Source organism: Winogradskyella sp. (assembly GCF_965228925.1).
Taxonomy (GTDB): domain Bacteria; phylum Bacteroidota; class Bacteroidia; order Flavobacteriales; family Flavobacteriaceae; genus Winogradskyella.
Genome location: NZ_OZ245845.1, coordinates 503764 through 522517 on the forward strand (window position 1 = coordinate 503764; position 18754 = coordinate 522517).

Here is an 18754-nt window from a genome sequence, read left to right on the forward strand (position 1 = left end):
GTTATTTAGTTACGATTTGAACCGTTTCTCGTGTTAATTGCTTCAGTAATACCGTTTTATCTTTTTCAAGCGCTTTGATCGCAGCAGTATCGTAATGTCTAATGGTATATAGACTCACATTATCATGACATGTTACATTAAACTTTGCTTTGAGATGCTGCAGTAACTTATCGCGATTGTTATAAATATTATCTATACAGACCGAAAAACTTATAGCTGAATTCTGAATCACATCAACCTTCATCTTGTAGAGATGTAATAGGCTAAAAATATCACTGATATTTTCTTCGACGATATATGAAAAATCTAAGGAAGACAATGAGATCAAAATCTGATTTTTCTTCACTATAAAACAGGGAACTTCTGGCGCTATAGCCTTTCCTTTACTTACACAGGTCCCTTCGGTTGTTGGATTCAAAAAGGATTTTACATAAAGTGGAATTTCCTTTTGCTGTAAGGGCTGCAGTGTTTTGGGATGAATAACAGACGCTCCGTAAAAAGCAAGCTCTATGGCCTCCCTGTAGGAGATTTGGTGAAGTAACTGTGCATTCTCAAAATAACGTGGATCTGCATTTAAGACTCCTGGTACATCTTTCCAGATAGTTACACTTTCGGCATTTAAACAATAGGCAAAAATAGCGGCTGTATAGTCACTACCCTCCCTGCCTAAAGTCGTCGTAAAATTATTGGCGTCACTCCCCAAAAACCCTTGAGTAATGTTGAGGATGGACCTATTTAAGTTCGACGAAATTCTATCCTGGGTTTGTTCCCAATTGACATTGGCCCTTCTGTAATACGTATCGGTTTTAATATAATCTCGGACATCCAACCAATTATTTTTTAAGCCTATTTCGTTGAGATAATGACTGATAATGGTCGTTGATATCAATTCCCCAAAACCTATGGTCTGATCGTAGACATAGTTATAGTCTGGGGATTTATTACGCTTAAAAAAAAGCGCCAATTCGTCAAAAAGTGCTTTTACGGACGCAAATACCTGATGACGCTCATTATCGAACAAATCGAGAAGAATCTCATTATGGTACTTAATGACATCGTGAATGGAACTTTGCAGGGCATCTTTGTTTTCAAAGTAATTCTTAATCACGACTTCCATAGCATTGGTCGTTTTCCCCATAGCCGAGACCACTACCAATGTGTTTTCATAGCCCGTTGTTTTTAAAACCGTAGCTAAATTTTTCACCCCTTTGGCATCTTTTACCGAAGCACCACCAAACTTATAAACACGCATTATAGTTCCTTTAGATAGTTTTCAATTCCTTTTTCATCGAGCTGTACCACATCCCAATCGCGCATAACATTTGCCCCTTTCTTTTCATAAAATCTTATGGCAGGTTCATTCCAATCCAGTACTTCCCAACAAATTCGTTTTACGCCTAACGACTGACCGTATCTGACGACTTCATCCAAGAGCTTGGTCCCTAAGTTTTTCCCTCTTTGCGATTGACTCACTATTAAATCTTCGAGATGCAAAACTTCTCCTTTCCATGTGGAGTATCGCATATAGACTAAGGCAATGCCTTCTACCTTACCCTCAACATCAATAACAAAGCATGTGAATTTAGGATGCACCCCAAAACCGTCGGACTCTAGCATATCTAGAGTGACCTCAACAGCATCGGGTTCTTTTTCAAATACAGCCAATTCCTTAATGAGTTCTAAAACTCTTGGCATATCTTCTTTTGTGGCAAGTCTCGGTTGGTTCATCTTTCTTTGTTAAAAAAGAACTCAAAAATACATGATTTTTTTCGTTTGGAAATGAACAAAACCTAAGGAAAAACAATTCAATGTAGTAAAGCAGTAGTTACAGATGTAAAACTAAAATTTGTAGCTTTTTAGACAAGCTTTAGTTTTTTATAGAAGACCTATAATTCAAACTCACATTAGATAATAATTTATTTAAATTACGAAAACGTTGTAGTTATCTAAAAAATGCGATATTTGTGCCAATTAATCAATAATACACTTCATGTCTCAACGTAATCAAACGCTCGGTGAGTTTATCATTGAAAATCAAGCGTCTTTTAAATATACCTCTGGCGAACTTTCAAGACTTATTAATTCTATTCGATTAGCGGCAAAGGTGGTCAATCACGAAGTTAATAAAGCAGGATTGGTAGATATTCTCGGTGCAGCAGGCGACACTAATGTACAAGGGGAAGATCAACAAAAGTTAGATGTCTATGCTAATGAAAAGTTTATACAAACCATGACCAATAGAAATATTGTTTGTGGTATTGCAAGCGAAGAGGAAGACGACTTTATTACGATTAATAGTCAAGATGAAAATCATCAAAATAAATATGTGGTTTTAATAGACCCCTTAGACGGGTCCTCTAATATAGACGTTAATGTATCGGTAGGAACCATATTCTCTGTATTTCGAAGAGTAACGCCAGTTGGGACTCCAGTTCAATTAGAAGATTTTCTTCAGAAAGGCACTAATCAAGTCGCAGCTGGATATATTATTTACGGAACCTCGACAATGCTTGTTTACACTACCGGTGATGGTGTAAACGGCTTTACCCTAAACCCAGCTATTGGTTCCTATTATTTATCCCATCCCAATATGCAATTTCCTGAGGATGGACGCATCTATTCCGTTAATGAAGGTAACTATATCCATTTTCCGCAAGGCATTAAGGATTATATTAAATATTGTCAGAAGGAAGAAGGAGACCGTCCTTATACCTCGAGATATATTGGCTCTTTAGTTTCAGATTTTCATCGAAATATGATTAAGGGTGGTATTTATATGTATCCTAAAAGTTCTAAAGCCAGTAATGGGAAATTGCGTTTGCTATACGAGTGTAATCCCATGGCTTTTTTGGCCGAGCAAGCCAATGGAAAAGCCAGTGATGGTTTTAGGCGTATTATGGAGATTGAACCTACCGAGCTTCATCAACGGGTCCCTTTTATCTGTGGCAGCAAGAATATGGTGGAAAAGGCTGAAGAATTTATGCAAAAGACGACATAAAAAAAAGCGAACACATGGTTCGCTTTTCTATAAGTTTTAGCCTCTGCTACTGATTCATTTTTTTCATCTTCTCGGTAAACTCATTTAAGTCTACCTCATAGTAGACCAAGCTTAAAGCCTTGTCTGCAATATATTTCACATTTTCAGGATTAAATCCTAAACCAATACATAGCTTTTCTAAAAGCCTCACTTGATTTTCTCCTTCAATGTGGTCTGCCCAAACCATGCGTGCCAAATCGTATAAGCGCTCTAAACGTTTGTCATAAGAATGTGGTGCATTAATAGGATGGCTTTTATAATCCTTTAAAATGGCTTTGTATTCGAGTTCTGTGACATCTAAACGAACGGCTAAACGATCCAAAAATTCTTTTTCAGCATCATTGATAATTCCATCACTCATGGCCACTCTAACAATAGCAGCAAAATGGTCTTCGTTTCGCTTCTTAAATCCACTTTCGAATAAATCTGAAATTGACATATATTGTATTTTAATTTTGGGTGCAAATATATGTTAATCCGATTTTAAAAATGAGGTCAATCGACTATTTTTTCGCAGGTATATAATCTAGTATCAGGAAATTCAACATCGAAAATTTTTTCTTCATAGATGAACGTGTTTTCGTTTAAAGTGTGTATGGTGTATTCAAAATCAATATCCCCCATGGCCGAATTCAAAAACACTTTATTCCCTGAGACTTCGTAAAGACCTGTTCCTCCTATACCTCCACATATGCCCATATCGCCCGGACCAGAACCAAAAGTACCATCATTATAATAAGAAAAGCGCCAATCCAAGACACAAGGGCCTTCCTCTTGTACACCATCCAATAATACGGATGTAGGTCGCCAATCGCCTAAAATGAGTTCTGCATAATTCGTATTATCTGGTGTTCCGTCATTGCTGTCATCGTTATTACTACAACTAGAGCATAGTAATAATACAAATCCTATAAAAGTGAGTTTTAATTGTTTCATATCATATGTGTTTTAGTTATTCTTTCATTCTCATCGAAGAAATCAAAAAATGTCATCGCCTTATTTTCTCAGCATAGTTCTCTAAAATCGTAAAGAAGCCCTAAATTTGAGATGTGCAACACTTCAAAACCATAGCAAATTATTGTAAGGCTATTAATATCCCTCAGCCAAAGCAACCGTATTTTGACGTCCGGAGTTTTGAAGAAAATATGCCCACAGTAGTCCCTAAAATGCCACCTTTTAAACATGAGTTTTATGCCATTGCCATGAAAGTGGAAGGTTCTGGAAAAGCCATTACTGGTCACCATTCTAATTTTCCTGAAGGCGCAACCGTATTTTTCAATACTCCTTTTCAAATCGTTTCTTGGGACATTCTCCCAGATTGGCAAGGGTATTATTTAATGTTCTCTAAGGAATTTGTTACGGGCTCTAAGCACATGCAACAACTACTAGAAGAGTTCCCCTTTTTAAAGATCGACCAATCTATTCCATTTAAGGTAGCTCCCCATGAGGTGTCTAAATTGTTATCCATTTATGAATCCATTTATGAGGAACAACAGCAGTTAAAAGAGGATTCTTTAGCCATCATCGAAGCACAAATCTTGGTATTGCTCAACTTTGTAAAACGTTATTTCAATGTCCAAGTCAAAAAGGAAGAGGCCGAAATAGCGTTTAGGAAGGCTGATATTCACTTACTGTCCCGTTTTCAGACACTAATCGAAACTAGCTTTTATGAAAACATACTAACCAACAAAAAAACACATTCTCCCAGTTTTTATGCCGAGCAACTGGCCGTGCACCCAAACCATTTAAATGCCACGGTAAAGCAAATTACGGGGCACACCGCTAAGAATCATATTCAAAATCACATTCTGCGATTGGCCAAATCACATCTACTTCAAACCCAAATGAGCATTAAGGAAATTGCTTATAACTTGCATTTTGATGCGCCCAATAACTTTAATAGTTTTTTTAAGAAACTCACGGGCCAAACTCCAAATTCGTTTAGGAAGACTAATTAGTTTTAAAATAAGAGTTCTCGATACATTTTCACTTCGTGAAAACACTCGAACTGACCGTTCAGAAGTGAAAATTCAATAGTCTTTGATTTTTATACTTCTCAATTTGATTCCATAAACTTTTCCTGAGAAAGCTGACGGATCTTTGTACTATCAAAATATTATAACGATGAGGACATTATTTATAACCTTATTAATGACAACTTCATTAATCTCGAACACACAAAACATGAAAAACAAGATCAATATTCAAGAAACCATTTCCAAAATGTTTGTCAATTCCGACAACAGGAATTGGACTAAAGTAGAGGCGCAATTCGCTCCAAAAGTGACTTTGAATTATGCTTCAATGACGGGAAATCCTGCTGTCGAAGTTTCACCAAAAGACATCACTTCTGGCTGGAAAACCGTATTACCCGGCTTCACATTTACGCATCATCAAATCGGAAATTTCATCACTGAAGTCAATGGTGACAAAGCGCATAGTTACTGCTATGGTACCGCAACACATTATTTAGATGATGACAATGGCAACGTTTGGACCGTCATTGGAAGCTATGATTTTGATCTAGAAAAAATTGACGGCAACTGGAGGATAACTGCGATGACCTTCAATTACAAGTACCAGGATGGTAACACCAAACTTATTGAAAAAGCTATAGAAAATGCCAAACAAGACTAAAATGAAACAACTAATTATACTTTCAATTACAGGAGTGTTACTGTCGTGTTCTAATTCAGAACAAACCAAAACATTAGAAAACGAAATCAAGGAATTAAAAACACAACAAACCAAAACTATGGATAGAGCAAAACAAAATAAGGCATCGGTTAAAGCATTTTTTAAAGCCTTGGAGGCAGAAGACGTCAATGCCATAGTCGATTTATTTGCGCATAATGCAAAGCATACCAATCCCTATCATTCTGGTTTGTTTCCGAAAGGGGCCAATGGCAAAGAAGAAATCAGAGACTACTGGACACCTGTCTTCCCCAATTTTGACGGCATGACATTTCCTATTGATGAAATCTATGCCATGGAAGATCCAAACATCGTCTTTGTGAAATACACCGGACACATCAAACTAAAGCATAATGCCGGCGTGTATAGTAACGATTATTATTCAACTTTTAAGTTTGATAATGATGGAAAAATAACAGAATACGTAGAAATTTTCAATCCTATTGTAGCTGCTCGCGGCTTTGGGTTGATAGATAAAATCAAATAACATGAAAAAACTAATTATCCTCTCTGCAATCGTACTGCTTAGTGCTTGCAGAAATTCAGAAAAAAAGAAAGACGAACAAACAACAGAAATTAATAATAAGACTCTGGACTTGATTCAGGGTGACAAAAACACAGCAATAACTATGAAAACCGTAAATTTTAAAAGTGAAGGCTTAAACCTAGTAGGTCATTTATACTATCCTCCAAATTTCGAAGAAGGGAAAACCTATCCCACCATTGTTAGTTCTGGTAGCTGGACTACCGTAAAAGAACAAATGGCGGGCTTATATGCCAAACGATTTGCAGAAAATGGATTTATCACCTTGGCGTTCGATTTTAGAAATTATGGCGAAAGCGAAGGCGTACCGCGATCTTGGGAAAATCCAGCCATGAAAATTCAGGACATCAAAAATGCAGTGGCCTATTTAAAAACACGTCCTGAAGTTGATGGTGATCATATTGGAGCTTTTGGAGTCTGCGCAGGTTCCATGTATACCCTAATGGCGGCATCTGAAGATGACAATATCAAAGCTGTTGCCACAACAGCGTCTTGGCTGCACGATGATGAAGCCGTAAAACTTTTTTATGGTGGTGAAGAAGGTGTACAACAGCGTAAAGCTGCCGCCCAAGCCGCTAAAAAGACCTATGCCAAAACGGGAGAATTCACTTATATCAAAACCATTTCAACCACCGATTCTACAGCGGCTATGTTTGGTGAGTTCGATTATTACTTAAATCCTGAGCGTGGCGCCATTCCACAATGGAGTGCTGATCAATTTGCCGTGGCCACTTGGGAAGATTGGTTAACTCTGGATCCGTTCCCATCGGCTGCTCAATTAAATAAGCCACTATTTATGGTACATTCTGATGGTTGTGTATTGCCAGATTACACCAAAAAGTATTTCGAAGCCGTACCTTCTAAAAATAAGGAATTGGTATGGGTAGACACTGATCTAGGGTCGCCAATGCACCAATTTGCATTCTACGACCAAAAAGAAGAAGTCGATTTAGCGGTTGAAAAAACAAGCGCGTTTTTCCATAAATTCCTTTAAAATGAAACATTTAAATAAAATAGCCTTAGTAACCGGTGCCAATAGAGGTATCGGTTTTGCTATTGCTAAAGGTTTACTTCAAAAGGGACTAACGGTCATAGCCACAAGTCGTTCTGAAGCCAATGGTAAAACCAGCATTGAGCAACTCTCATCATATGGAGACCTTAGATACTGTCAATTAGATGTTACCCGTTTAGAAAGTATCCACGCCTGTGTTGATTTCGTAGACACCGAATTCGGTAGACTTGACGCCCTCATCAACAACGCGGGTATTAATTATGACACATGGCATAATGCCCTTAATGCCAATTTAGAAGAAGTTCGTACCACTTTTGAGACCAATATGTATGGCCCTTGGCAGTTGATTCAAGCTCTGTTACCGCTCTTACAAAAAAGCGATCATGGAGCTAATATCGTCAATGTAAGTAGCGGCGCTGGAGCTCTGGATGCTCAAACCGGAGGCACACCAGGTTATAGCTTATCTAAATTAGCCTTGAATGGATTAACCTTACAATTGGCAAATCAACTACAGTCCTATAACATTCGTGTAAATGCGGTATGCCCGGGTTGGGTACGTACGGATATGGGAGGAAGTAGCGCGACCAAAAGTCCTGAAGAAGGCGCAGACACTATTATTTGGGCTGCTTTGTCTGATAGTCATGGCCCAACAGGAAAATTTTTTAGAAACAGAACTGAAATAGCCTATTAATTGCCTAATTTCAAAGTGTTTTTTAACTTTTACAAAAATGAAGCAAATTGTAACGCTTATCCTTTTTTCAATGCTTCTGCTTGCTTGTAAGGATGATACAAAAACTCAAGCAAAAGAAGACAAAGCACCGAAGGCTAAAATCACGGAAATCACTTCTATCACAGGACAACAACTTACTGGGGTGACTGTAAGTAACCATCGTGTATTCGTCAACTTTCCAAGGTGGCGAAAAGACATCAGATATTCTGTAGCAGAAGTTGGGGAAAATGACAACTTTAGGGCCTACCCCAATGAACAATGGAACAGTTGGGAGCTTGGACAACCTGTAACGGATTCTACCTTTGTATGTGTACAATCTGTGGTGGCATCCAACAACCTGATGTATGTCATTGACACCCGAAACCCTCTATTTCAAGGAGTAATCGAGCAGCCTGTCATTTTTGTTTTTGATTTAAACACCAATCAGTTAGTCAAGACCTATAAGTTACCAAAAGAAGCCTATCACAAGGATTCCTATATCAACGATATTCGTATTGACAACCAAAGCAGCTATGTCTATTGTACCGATTCAGGCAATTCAGGTTTGTTAGTACTTAGTTTAAAAACGGGTGAAGCAAAACGTGTGTTGGATGATCATCCCTCTACAAGTAGTGAGCAATCGTTTTTAACTATTGATGGTAAGACTTGGAATAATAGTGTCCATTCAGATGGTATTGCTTTTGATGCCACAACGGGCACGCTATATTATCATGCCTTGACAGGTTACAATCTATATGCTATTCCGGTAGATACTTTAATCAATGGCGACCAACAAAACATTGAAAACTCGGTTGAGCTGGTTGCTAAAACTGCTGCCCCCGACGGCATGATTGTCCATAAAGGCATGTTGTACTATGCCGATTTGGAACAACATAAAATCTTGCAGATGGATTTAAAATCCAAAGTGGTTTCTACACTACTCGAAGGCGACAGCATAAAATGGGCTGATACGTTTAGTGTTGAGGATGATGATCTTTACTATACGAATTCAAGAATTCATGAAGCCGCTGGAGATATTTCCAATTTGGTGTTTACTGTAAATAAAATCCACTTGACTGAGGAGTAGACCCTAGTAATAGTCAATAATTAAAAGGCAGTTGTTACTATGAGCTTGGGTTTTATAGTCCCATAGAGAGACGCTTCCCCGCAAAGTGACTTTTTCATTATTTCTTAACCTAAGGGAGTTTATTTTTCGCTCTTATTTTTTTATTTTCATCAGTCAAATTTTAAATAGGCATTTCTGTTAGAAATGCAGTTAAATTCCTTTAAATAATAGAAAAGATATGACGTTAGAATTGCTTAAAAAGCAGGGTATTGAAAAAATTCATTCCGACTTTGAAGACCTCGTTACATTGTTCAAGGAAATGCTGATCTCCATAGGCGAAAAAGATTTGGCGGAAAGTCTTCCTTTTGGAACATCCAAAACAACACAGATAAAACACCACTCCGATGAAAAGTTTATTCAGGCGACAGGCATTTGTTTTGAGCTATTGAATTTGGTTGAAGAAAATTCAGCCACTCAATACAGGCGACAAGCGGAAACCCAACTTGGTATAGCATCCACTAGAGGGTCGTGGGGCGAAGCCATAAGCCAGTGGAAAGAAAAGGGGCTTAGCCAAGAGACTATAGCCAAAACATTGCAGAACATGAGTGTTATGCCGGTGCTAACAGCGCATCCAACGGAAGCGAAACGACTTACGGTACTCAACATTCACAGGGAGTTCTATCTCTTGCTCGTCAAAAAAGAAAACCCAAAATGGTCCAATGCTGAACAAGAAAGTCTGAAACAGGAGATTATTAGTTTGATGGAGCGTTGGTGGCGTACAGGTGAAATATATTTGGAAAAGCCACGACTTCAGGACGAACGCAATAACCTGATGCATTATTTTGTAAATGTCTTTCCCGAGGCCGTAAACCTCGCTGATGACCGTCTAAAAGAAGCATGGAGATCCTTCGGTTTTTCAAAGGAGTTATTGGAATGGCCAGAGCATTTCCCCTTAGTACATTTTGGAAGTTGGGTTGGAGGTGATAGAGATGGTCATCCTTATGTCACCCCAGAGTTTACTGAGTCCACACTTGAGTTACACCGAAAGGCTGCACTTGGTATGATCCGCAACCAACTCATAGAACTAACCGTAAAACTTAGTTTCTCGGAGTATCGTGTTCCCTTCCCTGAAACCTTTTTAAAAGAGATTGAGGATCAAGGACATTTCTTCGGAGTCCCAGGTCAAAAAGCATTGGATAGAAATCCATCAGAACCATTGCGTCAATATGTTAATCTACTTCTGGTAAAATTGGATCATACCATAGAAGAAACATACGATCTTGGTGAAGGCAGCTACTTTAAGAATGCCAATGATTTGGCTAAGGAGCTTAGGAAGTTAAGACAGCTGCTCGTCGATTTAGGGGCCGAACGAATTGCCAAACAAACGCTTTTTCCTGTTGAACGCTTAGTGCGTTGCTTCGGATTCCACTTAGCGAAATTAGATATAAGAAATAATAGCACCTATCATGAAAAGGCCATCACTCAAATATTGGTCAAGGCAGGCTTTGAAGATTCGGATTATGCATCATGGGATGAAGAAAAGCGGCTGGCGTTTTTAAACCAAGAATTGGAGAGTCATCGCCCTTTTCTAGTTTCAGGCACTTCATGCGGAATAGAGGCTAATAATGTATTAGGCTACTTAAGTGCTGTGAAACATTATATTGATAAATACGGTACTGACGGTATTGGCTCTATTATTGTAAGTATGACACGTAGCCTAAGCGATTTACTATTAGTATTTGTACTTCTAAGGGAAGTCGGCTTACAGGATGTTCGTCTCCCTGTAGTACCCTTGTTAGAGACCATCGAAGATTTAATTGCTGGACCTGACATCTTATCTGATTATTTAAGCCATCCCGTACTGCAAAAACAGATTAAAGCCTCATCAACATTTACCCAAGAAATTATGCTAGGGTATAGTGACAGTAATAAAGATGGAGGCATCTTAACAAGTCGCTGGAATATCTACAAGGCAGAGGAAAACCTCACAAAGGTAGGAGATCAATTTGGTGTGGATTTATGTTTTTTCCATGGTCGTGGAGGAACAACAAGTCGTGGTGGTGGAAAAATTCATCGTTTCTTAGATAGTATGCCAGCTACTGCCATGAGCGGAAAAATAAAAATGACCGTTCAAGGCGAAACCATTGCCAATCAGTTTGCCAATCGTCTTACGGCCACCTATAATTTGGAGATGTTTACTGCGGGAACTGCAAGACAAGCTCTAATTAAAAGTGACGGCCATCAAGATGCTGAACTTTATGATATCATGAACACGATGGTGGACTTGGCCAGAAAAAAATACAGAACGCTCATTGACCATGCTAACTTTATTCCCTTTTATTCTAAGGTGACACCTATTGATGTCTTGGAGCAAAGTAAAATCGGTTCAAGGCCAGCGCGACGCACAGGTCAGCGAAGTCTAGACGATCTCCGATCTATTCCATGGGTATTTAGCTGGAGCCAATCCAGATTCAATCTCACCGGTTGGTTTGGTATGGGAGAAGCGTTCGAAACCTTTAGAAAGCAAAATCCCAAAGATTATAGTAGACTGCAAAAACTAGCAAAGGAGTGGCCTTTCTTTAAGTACTTATTAATTCAGGTTGAGACCAACTTATTGAATGTCGATACAGAAATAATGCACCTTTTTTCTGAAATGGTCGAGGACAAAAGTACTAAAGAAGCACTGATGCAATTAGTGCTTGAGGACTTTGAGAAGTGTCTCGAGATTATTCAAGATATTATGGGAGAGTCCTCTGATACAAGAAGGGTCGCCGCAACAGAAAATAAAAAGTTAAGGGATGCGTCTTTAAAAGCACTGCACAGCATTCAGCTGGATTATATTAAGAAATGGCGCGAACTGAGAGCCGTTGATTCCCCAGAAAGTGAACCTTATTTATTACAACTTTTACTTTTGGTCAACGCACTTTCAGGCGGATTAAAAAGTACAGGGTGATCGCATGCAAATGCCTAATCTAACAAAAAAGCGGGAACTCAGGATTCTCGCTTTTTGGACGAATACCGTTATGCCAATATACTTTCATGACCAGAATCTCGTACAAATAAGCAAGTGCTATTGGTTTTAGAGGTCATGTCTTTAATAAACTCGTAGGGCAACGTGTCCTGCATTCCAAAAATATTAATATCCGCCGAAGGTGCGTTGGCTACCACATGATTAAATGTATCAACGTAAACTTCGGTAAGTGTATCAGGTAATCGTGCTAAGCTTATCAGGGTATTCAGGAATTGTTTGGCATTGGCTTTTTCATTTTCATCATCGATAACGGTAATTAAACGAATACGAGCTTGCCAATTTATTTTTAATTTATAGGCTATCAATATGGATAGATCTAAGTTGCCAATATCCCAACCTTCCAATTGCCAATTTCCTTTTCTATTGCTTACCCATACGTTTATCGTATTTCGTCGTCCTAGTAAGGTCGAGTGATTTAAACTGAACAATAGAATCCCAACTTCTAAGCGTATGGATTCCTTCATAACAGGCTTTAATTCATTTTCGTAATCATCATGATTCTGTAAGTTCAAGAACAGTATGTTTGGTCTAAAGAACGCACCTTTTAATGCCTGACTTCCGTAATTAATCCCATTGGCAAATTGATCAGCATGTATAACCGTCGATGAGGAAAATACGCCTTTTTCCCTAAAGGAAGCCGAAATATCCTCTAGCTGCGTCTCTAGGGTATTGTCTTCAGAAAAGGGTGCAATACCCAATAGTTTTATAGACCCTTTGGGTTTGGCAATATTTCTTAAGAATTCAAATATCCCTTTTAGACCATTGACATCCCTTACAGGTACCATTAAGTTGGCTTTCCAAGCGCGTTGTTGCATTTTTTTCATGCCCCAAGTGTGCTTTGCCGCCCATTCGGCAAAAGAAACAAATAAACCAGAACGCACATCTTCGAAAGGCGTTTCTAGGTTTTGGCGCGACAAGTACCAATACACCATTAATACAATGGCGAAGGAAATTAAACTTACCGAAGGGTTAATAATAAACATGGCAAAAATAGAAGATACCAAACCAAACCAAGGCACCCACTTATGGATTTTAAATATGGGTCGGTAACTAATCAGTCCAAGTCGTTGTTCTATAATCACCACAATATTTATCATGGCATAGGTGATTAAGAAGAACAAGGTCACTAAAGGAGCAACAGCATTAAGATTACGCAACAAAAGTGTTAGAAAAATTAATAGTCCAGTGACCATCATAGCATTACGCGGTTGACCATTATGACTTGTTCCTGCGAGTAATTTGGAATAGGGTAAAACCTTATGCTCTCCCATAGCATACAATATGCGGGATGACCCTACAATAGATGCTAATGCTGATGAAAATGTAGCGCCTAATATTCCGGCAATAATAAGCGGCCCAAAATAGGCCTTATCCACCATTACATAATAATTAGTTAGAAGCTCGCTTTCACTAGCGCTTCTAGAAATCCAAAAGGCTAAGAGCATATAAATAACAAAGCTTACACCAATGGCCCAAAGCGTCCCTGTCGGGATACTTTTTTTGGGGTTTTTTAATTCCCCCGACATGTTAGCACCGGCCATGATTCCTGTTGCGGCAGGAAAAAATACAGCAAAAACAAGCCAAAAATTGCTTCCGCTAAAACCATTTTCGACCGAACCTTTAAATGATCCCCAACTAAGGGAATCGCTCAAGGGTTGCACCATAGAGCCATTATAAGCCGCAACGATAATAGAAATTAATGAAAGGAAAATAATGGCCATAATGATAAACTGGGTTTTAATAGCCAGATTGGCACTGATATAGGCAATGCTAAATAGGGATGCAAAAACAATAACATCTACTAAAAACGCATTGTGGTCTGGGAAAATCCCGAGCCATCCTTCCCTAAAACCAAAAATGTACATGGTCACCGCTAAACCCTGAGAAATATATCTGGGAATGCCTAGGCTTCCTCCAACCTCTAAGCCTAGAGCTTGAGAAACAATAGCATAAGCACCACCGGCGCCAATACGAATGTTAGTGGTAATAGCCGACATGGATAGTGCCGTGCATAAGGTGATGATAAAAGAGATTATAATAATTAGCCAAGCTCCTAATAATCCGGCATTACCCACGACCCATCCTAATCGTAAATACATAATGACCCCAAGAATGGTGAGTAAGGTCGGTGTGAAAACGCCACCAAAAGTGCCAAATTTTTTAATCGTTTTTTGTTGGTTAGCCATAAAACTATTTTAGCGAACTTGAAGATACTAATAAAATAGAAAGCAAAAAAAGAACAAAAATCAAAAAGGCGAGCATGGTTGATGCTCACCTTTTTTACTTTTATCTGTTTTACGATTAATTCAATGAATTCATTTGAATATAGGCTTTAGGGCTCATCCCAACTTTCTTTTTAAATACTCTTGTAAAGTATTGTGGATATTCAAATCCCAGTTTATAAGCTGTTTCAGATATTGAATTATTTGGATTTAACAGCATATTTTTGGCTTCTTCAACTAAAAAAAGAATAATTAATTCTTTCGCACTTTTGCCAGTTTCAGCTTTGATAGTTTCATTCATATATCTGTAACTAACATTTAGTTGTTGAGACATCCAATCTACGGAAGGGATTCCGCTTGGCTCCAATAAGTCTTCATCAAGACGAGAGTTGAGAACATTATTGAATTTAGAAACAAGGTCTTTGTTAATATCCGTTCTATTCATGAATTGTCTTTGATAAAATCTATCTGCATATTTCAGTAAAGCTTCTAATAATGAAATAATAATTTCTTTGCTAAATGTGTCTTGATTATTTTGATATTCAATTTCGATATTTTTAAAAATGTCTTTTATGATTAGCTCTTCTTTTGGGGTTAGATGTAGGGCTTCGTTTATATTATAATTGAAAAAGCTATAGCTCTTAATCTTTTTGTAAATGTCCAGATTACGAATATAATCTTCATGAAATGCTATTTGGTAAGCTTCAGAACTAAACACCATTTTGTTTAAAATCATGGTTTGGTCTGGTGCTGAAAAAAATAAAGTGCCATCAGTACAATCGTATTTAGTCCTTCCGTAAACTATATCGCCAGAAACAATATTTTTTAAACTAATAGTATAAAAACGATTGGTTATACTTACAACATCAGGTAGGTCCTTATTTTTACAACTACTGGTTTCTCCTTCCTTCAATTTATAGTGCATTACACTAAACAAAGGGCTTTCTGGAGGTGGAAAATTTAAAAGTTTATGCTTTTCTGAAATTGAATTATATACTATTATTTTCATCAATGAAATTTAATTAATTTTCCCTAAAAGAAATTAGTAAGGATGTATCAATGTGACTATTATTTAGAATATTTTTTAAAAAATTCATCGATTTTATTAGTTGCTTGTGACACATATTCAGGATAATCATAGAGGTCTACGTGTCTTGCTCCTTTAACCTCAAAAAGCTCTTTTGGTTCTGATGCCTTTTCATAAAACTCTATAGTTGCTGGGGCAGTATTTGCCATTGCTTCCGAACCATATATTCCTAAATATGGTGTATATAAATAAGGTGCCCATTGCATTGCACTCACTAAAGGTTGTGTTTCAAACATCGTAGCTGCAAGTTTATAACTATAATTAGGGAATGTTTGAGTTCCAGCTCTTTCGGTTTGATAGTAGTCATAACCTTGCCCATTGATTGAGTTAGGGTCAAGCTTTTTAGGATCGTTCTTCTCAAAACCTAAAACATCGGTAGGTTCAAGTTCACCTTCTTCATACAATTTCTGTCTTGCATCATTGGACATTTTTATTAGTGTAAGCATTTGTTCTTTGCTTTGTCCTCCAAAAAATCTTGAATGAGCATCCAGCAATCCACTTACAGTTACAAGTGCTTTTATTCTTTTATCTGTAACCGCTACTATTGGCATATAACTTGCACTTGCACACCCTGCGATACCAAACAATTTTTCTCTATCTACAAAAGGAAGTGTGCCAAGGTAACTTACGCCATCTCTGATGCCTTCCATTTTCTTGAATGGATTTTCATCCTGCCTTAAATTCCCTTCACTATCGCCAAATCCAATATGGTCAAAAGCCAGATAAACATATCCAAGTTTAGACATTGCTTCGCCGTAATTAGTAGCCATTTGTTCTTTTACCTGTCCAACTGGTCCAGAAAATATAATGGCTGGATATTTTTTAGTTGCATCAAAGTCTTCTGGTGCGAATACTATCCCTGTTAGTTCTACTCCTTGACTTTTAAAAGTCACTTTATTTGTTCCTGCTTTAAAATTGCTCATAGTAGTTTCTTTTTTTGATGTGTTGTTACTTTTATCATTTGTACTCTGTTCTTTGTTACAGCCTACAGTTAATAAAAGAACCGTTATTAAAATTGATGTTTTTTTCATAATAATCGTGTTTAATTATCTCGTTACAAATTTATTGACCAGACATACCTTAAAACTTATACTTTCTTGTAAAAGACTTATACTTTCTGTAAAGTTTAAACCAAAAAAAGCCCACCAATTAGTGGACTTTTTATAGTATTTTTTGTGCGTTGAAACTTCTAATTTAAAGAATATGTTTTAATATATTGCTTAGGGCTCATCCCAACTTTCTTTTTAAATACTCTTGTAAAGTATTGTGGATATTCAAACCCCAATTTATAGGCAGTTTCTGAAATGGATAAATTAGGGTTCAACAACATGCCTTTAGCCTCTTCTACTAAAAATAAATTGATTTGGTCTACAGCAGTTTTACCTGTTTCAGCTTTAATGGTATCACTCATGTAGCGGTGGCTCACTTTTAGCTGAGCGGCCATCCAATCTACTGCCGGAATACCTTCCTCTGCGAATAAATTTTGCTCAAAATAGGTGTTGAGGATATCCTTAAATTTTGTGATAAGAATCTTGTTGTCATCCGTTCTATTGAGGAACTGTCTTTTGTAAAATCTGTCTGCGTACTTTAATAAAGTTTCTAACTGCGAAATGATAATCTCCTTGCTAAACTCATCCTGATTGTTATGATATTCGGTTTTAATATTCTTAAAAATATCCTTTATGATCTGCTCTTCTTTAGGCGATAAGTGAAGAGCTTCGTTGACATTATAATTAAAGAAATTATAGGTCTTAATCTTTTCATAGATATCTAAAGAACGTATATAATCCTTATGAAAAGATATATGATAACTCTCAGAGCTAAACACCACATCTTTGAACGTCAAGGTTTGATTCGGTGCCGTAAACAACATCGTTCCTTTGGTACAGTCGTATTTGGTACGCCCATAAGACATCTCACCCGAAATAATATTCTTAAGACTTATGCTGTAAAAACCACAGGTCATCACAATAGGTTCCTCAAAGGCATAGCTTTCGCAATTTGCTTGTTCATTTTCTGCTAATTGCGCATGCGAAACACTAAACAAAGGGTTTAACGGTTCCTTTATTTTAAAATGATTATGAAAGTCTGCTATATTTTTGAAATTCAAATTCGGCATTTCTGAGATTTTTTTTCTTTTAAAGTTACGACTTTATTTTAGGGATTAACTCTAATAAAGATGCTCGTATTAATAAGATTCGGTAGAGACCATTTCTGATCTCCACCTTATAATTTTTATTTATTGAAAAATTCCGCCACTGCATCTGTTGACACTTTTACAGCTTCTGGTTTATAATAGAAATCTACATGACTAAACCCTTCCAAAGCTAAAACTTCAGGATTATTGGTAAGTTTATCAATAAATTGAGTTGAACAAGGTGCCGTTGGCGCAGTTTTACCATATACCACTAAAGTAGGCTGTACAATTTTGTCTGCATAGGCTTCTCCTATAGAAAAAAGAGACTGCATCGCTTGGTCACCTATGTGCATATTCGAGTAATTTTCAACCGCTTTTGGCCCTTTAACGCCATCTCTACCATAGTAGTCATAAGTTTCTCCTGCCATTGCTGGATATGCTGCGGCTGCAACAAACTCTTCTCTTGACTGCTCATCAGTAAGTCCAAATGGCGCTACATAGTCTGGCTCTCCTGTTTCGTACTGCTTTTGCATTGAAGCATTTGCTGCTGCAATTTGTGCGTCGGTGACTTCTCTACCAACCCATTGGAAAGCATCTGCTGCCATCATCCCAGAAACGGTTGCAATTTTCTTTATTCTGTGGTCGGTTACCGCTGCCGATGCAATGATAGAACCACCTTGACATACGCCCAATCCATAAATGTCGCCTACAAAAGGTAGAGTCCCTAAATAAGAAACGGCATCCCAAGTGTTTTCTATCAATCTAAACATATACCTAGATTTTTTATGCTCGCCTGGTAATGCTGGTGAATCTCCCATTCCTAAATAATCAAACCCTAAAAAGATAAAACCTCTTTTTGCCATTTCTGTGCCATAAGTTGCTGGAATTTGACCTTTTACCTGTGGAAACGGACTTGCTCCTACAATGGTTTTATATTTCTTGTTTGCATCGAAACCTTCTGGAAGGTATAAGTCTCCTGCCAATTCTACGCCAAATGATGTAAAAGTTACACTGTTTTTTCCTGCTTTTAAATTTTCCATTTTATTTACTGTTTTGTTTGTTAATGTGTTATTTGCACTATTTTTTTGATTTTGTTTTTGCTTACAGCTTACTGTAAGGATGAGAATGCTTAGTATTGCTATAACCTGTTTCATTGTAATTACTATTTACTGATTTACATTGCAAATTTAGGTCGGCACATCGCTTAGAAATTTA

Annotated in this window: 17 protein-coding genes; 8 read left to right on the forward strand and 9 right to left on the reverse strand. The window is 37.5% G+C overall.

Features of this window, described 5'->3' with window-relative positions:
- Position 1: 1 nt before the first annotated feature.
- Entirely contained in the window at positions 2-1252 is a 1251-nt protein-coding gene (locus ACO052_RS01865; protein WP_422106319.1) for an aspartate kinase, read from the reverse strand.
- Positions 1252-1728: a GNAT family N-acetyltransferase gene (locus tag ACO052_RS01870; protein WP_422106320.1), complete on the reverse strand. Its 477-nt coding sequence runs from the start codon at positions 1726-1728 to the stop codon at positions 1252-1254. The genes ACO052_RS01865 and ACO052_RS01870 overlap by 1 nt, the downstream gene beginning before the upstream one ends.
- A gap of 262 nt (positions 1729-1990) precedes the next feature.
- Here ACO052_RS01870 and fbp point away from each other — a divergent pair, with 262 nt between their 5' ends.
- On the forward strand, positions 1991-2998 hold the full coding sequence (gene fbp / locus ACO052_RS01875; RefSeq protein WP_422106321.1) for a class 1 fructose-bisphosphatase: 1008 nt from the start codon (positions 1991-1993) through the stop codon (positions 2996-2998).
- A gap of 46 nt (positions 2999-3044) precedes the next feature.
- On the opposite strand, the gene ACO052_RS01880 is transcribed toward fbp, so the two are convergent.
- Complete coding sequence (locus ACO052_RS01880; protein WP_422106322.1) at positions 3045-3476, reverse strand: TerB family tellurite resistance protein; 432 nt, start codon at positions 3474-3476, stop codon at positions 3045-3047.
- 56 nt (positions 3477-3532) lie between these two features.
- Positions 3533-3973 (reverse strand): lipocalin family protein, encoded by a 441-nt coding sequence (locus ACO052_RS01885; RefSeq protein ID WP_422106323.1) that lies wholly within the window; start codon positions 3971-3973, stop codon positions 3533-3535.
- A gap of 113 nt (positions 3974-4086) precedes the next feature.
- Between ACO052_RS01885 and ACO052_RS01890 the strand changes: the two genes are divergently transcribed.
- The 7 genes from ACO052_RS01890 (at position 4087) to ACO052_RS01920 (ending at position 12015) form a co-directional block, all read left to right on the forward strand.
- Positions 4087-4995: a helix-turn-helix domain-containing protein gene (locus ACO052_RS01890; RefSeq protein WP_422106324.1), complete on the forward strand. Its 909-nt coding sequence runs from the start codon at positions 4087-4089 to the stop codon at positions 4993-4995.
- Between the two features lie 226 nt (positions 4996-5221).
- Positions 5222-5674, forward strand: a complete 453-nt coding sequence (locus tag ACO052_RS01895; RefSeq protein WP_422106325.1) for a nuclear transport factor 2 family protein — start codon at positions 5222-5224, stop codon at positions 5672-5674.
- A 1-nt stretch (position 5675) separates the two neighbouring features.
- Positions 5676-6218, forward strand: coding sequence for a nuclear transport factor 2 family protein (locus tag ACO052_RS01900; RefSeq protein ID WP_422106326.1), 543 nt, complete (start codon positions 5676-5678; stop codon positions 6216-6218).
- Between the two features lies 1 nt (position 6219).
- Positions 6220-7269, forward strand: a complete 1050-nt coding sequence (locus ACO052_RS01905; protein WP_422106327.1) for an alpha/beta hydrolase — start codon at positions 6220-6222, stop codon at positions 7267-7269.
- Position 7270: 1 nt separating this feature from the next.
- Entirely contained in the window at positions 7271-7978 is a 708-nt protein-coding gene (locus ACO052_RS01910; RefSeq protein WP_422106328.1) for an SDR family oxidoreductase, read from the forward strand.
- Positions 7979-8015: 37 nt separating this feature from the next.
- The gene (locus tag ACO052_RS01915) at positions 8016-9083 is read left to right on the forward strand and encodes an L-dopachrome tautomerase-related protein (protein ID WP_422106329.1); all 1068 of its coding nucleotides are present in this window, start codon (positions 8016-8018) and stop codon (positions 9081-9083) included.
- A 217-nt stretch (positions 9084-9300) separates the two neighbouring features.
- The gene (locus ACO052_RS01920; protein ID WP_422106330.1) at positions 9301-12015 is read left to right on the forward strand and encodes a phosphoenolpyruvate carboxylase; all 2715 of its coding nucleotides are present in this window, start codon (positions 9301-9303) and stop codon (positions 12013-12015) included.
- Between the two features lie 68 nt (positions 12016-12083).
- Here ACO052_RS01920 and ACO052_RS01925 read toward each other — a convergent pair whose 3' ends face one another.
- From ACO052_RS01925 to ACO052_RS01945, 5 genes are all read right to left on the reverse strand, one after another.
- A complete protein-coding gene (locus tag ACO052_RS01925; RefSeq protein WP_422106331.1) occupies positions 12084-14279 on the reverse strand; it encodes an amino acid permease in 2196 nt (731 codons plus the stop codon).
- 115 nt (positions 14280-14394) lie between these two features.
- Entirely contained in the window at positions 14395-15324 is a 930-nt protein-coding gene (locus ACO052_RS01930; protein ID WP_422106332.1) for a helix-turn-helix domain-containing protein, read from the reverse strand.
- A gap of 59 nt (positions 15325-15383) precedes the next feature.
- Positions 15384-16433, reverse strand: coding sequence for an alpha/beta hydrolase (locus ACO052_RS01935; RefSeq protein WP_422106333.1), 1050 nt, complete (start codon positions 16431-16433; stop codon positions 15384-15386).
- A 158-nt stretch (positions 16434-16591) separates the two neighbouring features.
- Positions 16592-17521: a helix-turn-helix domain-containing protein gene (locus ACO052_RS01940; protein WP_422106334.1), complete on the reverse strand. Its 930-nt coding sequence runs from the start codon at positions 17519-17521 to the stop codon at positions 16592-16594.
- A 116-nt stretch (positions 17522-17637) separates the two neighbouring features.
- On the reverse strand, positions 17638-18693 hold the full coding sequence (locus ACO052_RS01945; RefSeq protein ID WP_422106335.1) for an alpha/beta hydrolase: 1056 nt from the start codon (positions 18691-18693) through the stop codon (positions 17638-17640).
- Between the last annotated feature and the right edge of the window lie 61 nt (positions 18694-18754).

What these genes read in the sequence shown, in the direction of transcription:
- fbp (WP_422106321.1), top strand. Translation starts at nt 1,991, where the DNA reads ATGTCTCAACGTAATCAAACGCTCGGTGAGTTTATCATTGAAAATCAA.
- ACO052_RS01905 (WP_422106327.1), top strand. Translation starts at nt 6,220, where the DNA reads ATGAAAAAACTAATTATCCTCTCTGCAATCGTACTGCTTAGTGCTTGC.
- ACO052_RS01880 (WP_422106322.1), bottom strand. Translation starts at nt 3,476, where the DNA reads ATGTCAATTTCAGATTTATTCGAAAGTGGATTTAAGAAGCGAAACGAA.
- ACO052_RS01925 (WP_422106331.1), bottom strand. Translation starts at nt 14,279, where the DNA reads ATGGCTAACCAACAAAAAACGATTAAAAAATTTGGCACTTTTGGTGGC.
- ACO052_RS01870 (WP_422106320.1), bottom strand. Translation starts at nt 1,728, where the DNA reads ATGAACCAACCGAGACTTGCCACAAAAGAAGATATGCCAAGAGTTTTA.
- ACO052_RS01915 (WP_422106329.1), top strand. Translation starts at nt 8,016, where the DNA reads ATGAAGCAAATTGTAACGCTTATCCTTTTTTCAATGCTTCTGCTTGCT.
- ACO052_RS01935 (WP_422106333.1), bottom strand. Translation starts at nt 16,433, where the DNA reads ATGAAAAAAACATCAATTTTAATAACGGTTCTTTTATTAACTGTAGGC.
- ACO052_RS01910 (WP_422106328.1), top strand. Translation starts at nt 7,271, where the DNA reads ATGAAACATTTAAATAAAATAGCCTTAGTAACCGGTGCCAATAGAGGT.
- ACO052_RS01885 (WP_422106323.1), bottom strand. Translation starts at nt 3,973, where the DNA reads ATGAAACAATTAAAACTCACTTTTATAGGATTTGTATTATTACTATGC.
- ACO052_RS01945 (WP_422106335.1), bottom strand. Translation starts at nt 18,693, where the DNA reads ATGAAACAGGTTATAGCAATACTAAGCATTCTCATCCTTACAGTAAGC.
- ACO052_RS01940 (WP_422106334.1), bottom strand. Translation starts at nt 17,521, where the DNA reads ATGCCGAATTTGAATTTCAAAAATATAGCAGACTTTCATAATCATTTT.
- ACO052_RS01895 (WP_422106325.1), top strand. Translation starts at nt 5,222, where the DNA reads ATGAAAAACAAGATCAATATTCAAGAAACCATTTCCAAAATGTTTGTC.
- ACO052_RS01920 (WP_422106330.1), top strand. Translation starts at nt 9,301, where the DNA reads ATGACGTTAGAATTGCTTAAAAAGCAGGGTATTGAAAAAATTCATTCC.
- ACO052_RS01865 (WP_422106319.1), bottom strand. Translation starts at nt 1,252, where the DNA reads ATGCGTGTTTATAAGTTTGGTGGTGCTTCGGTAAAAGATGCCAAAGGG.
- ACO052_RS01900 (WP_422106326.1), top strand. Translation starts at nt 5,676, where the DNA reads ATGAAACAACTAATTATACTTTCAATTACAGGAGTGTTACTGTCGTGT.
- ACO052_RS01930 (WP_422106332.1), bottom strand. Translation starts at nt 15,324, where the DNA reads ATGAAAATAATAGTATATAATTCAATTTCAGAAAAGCATAAACTTTTA.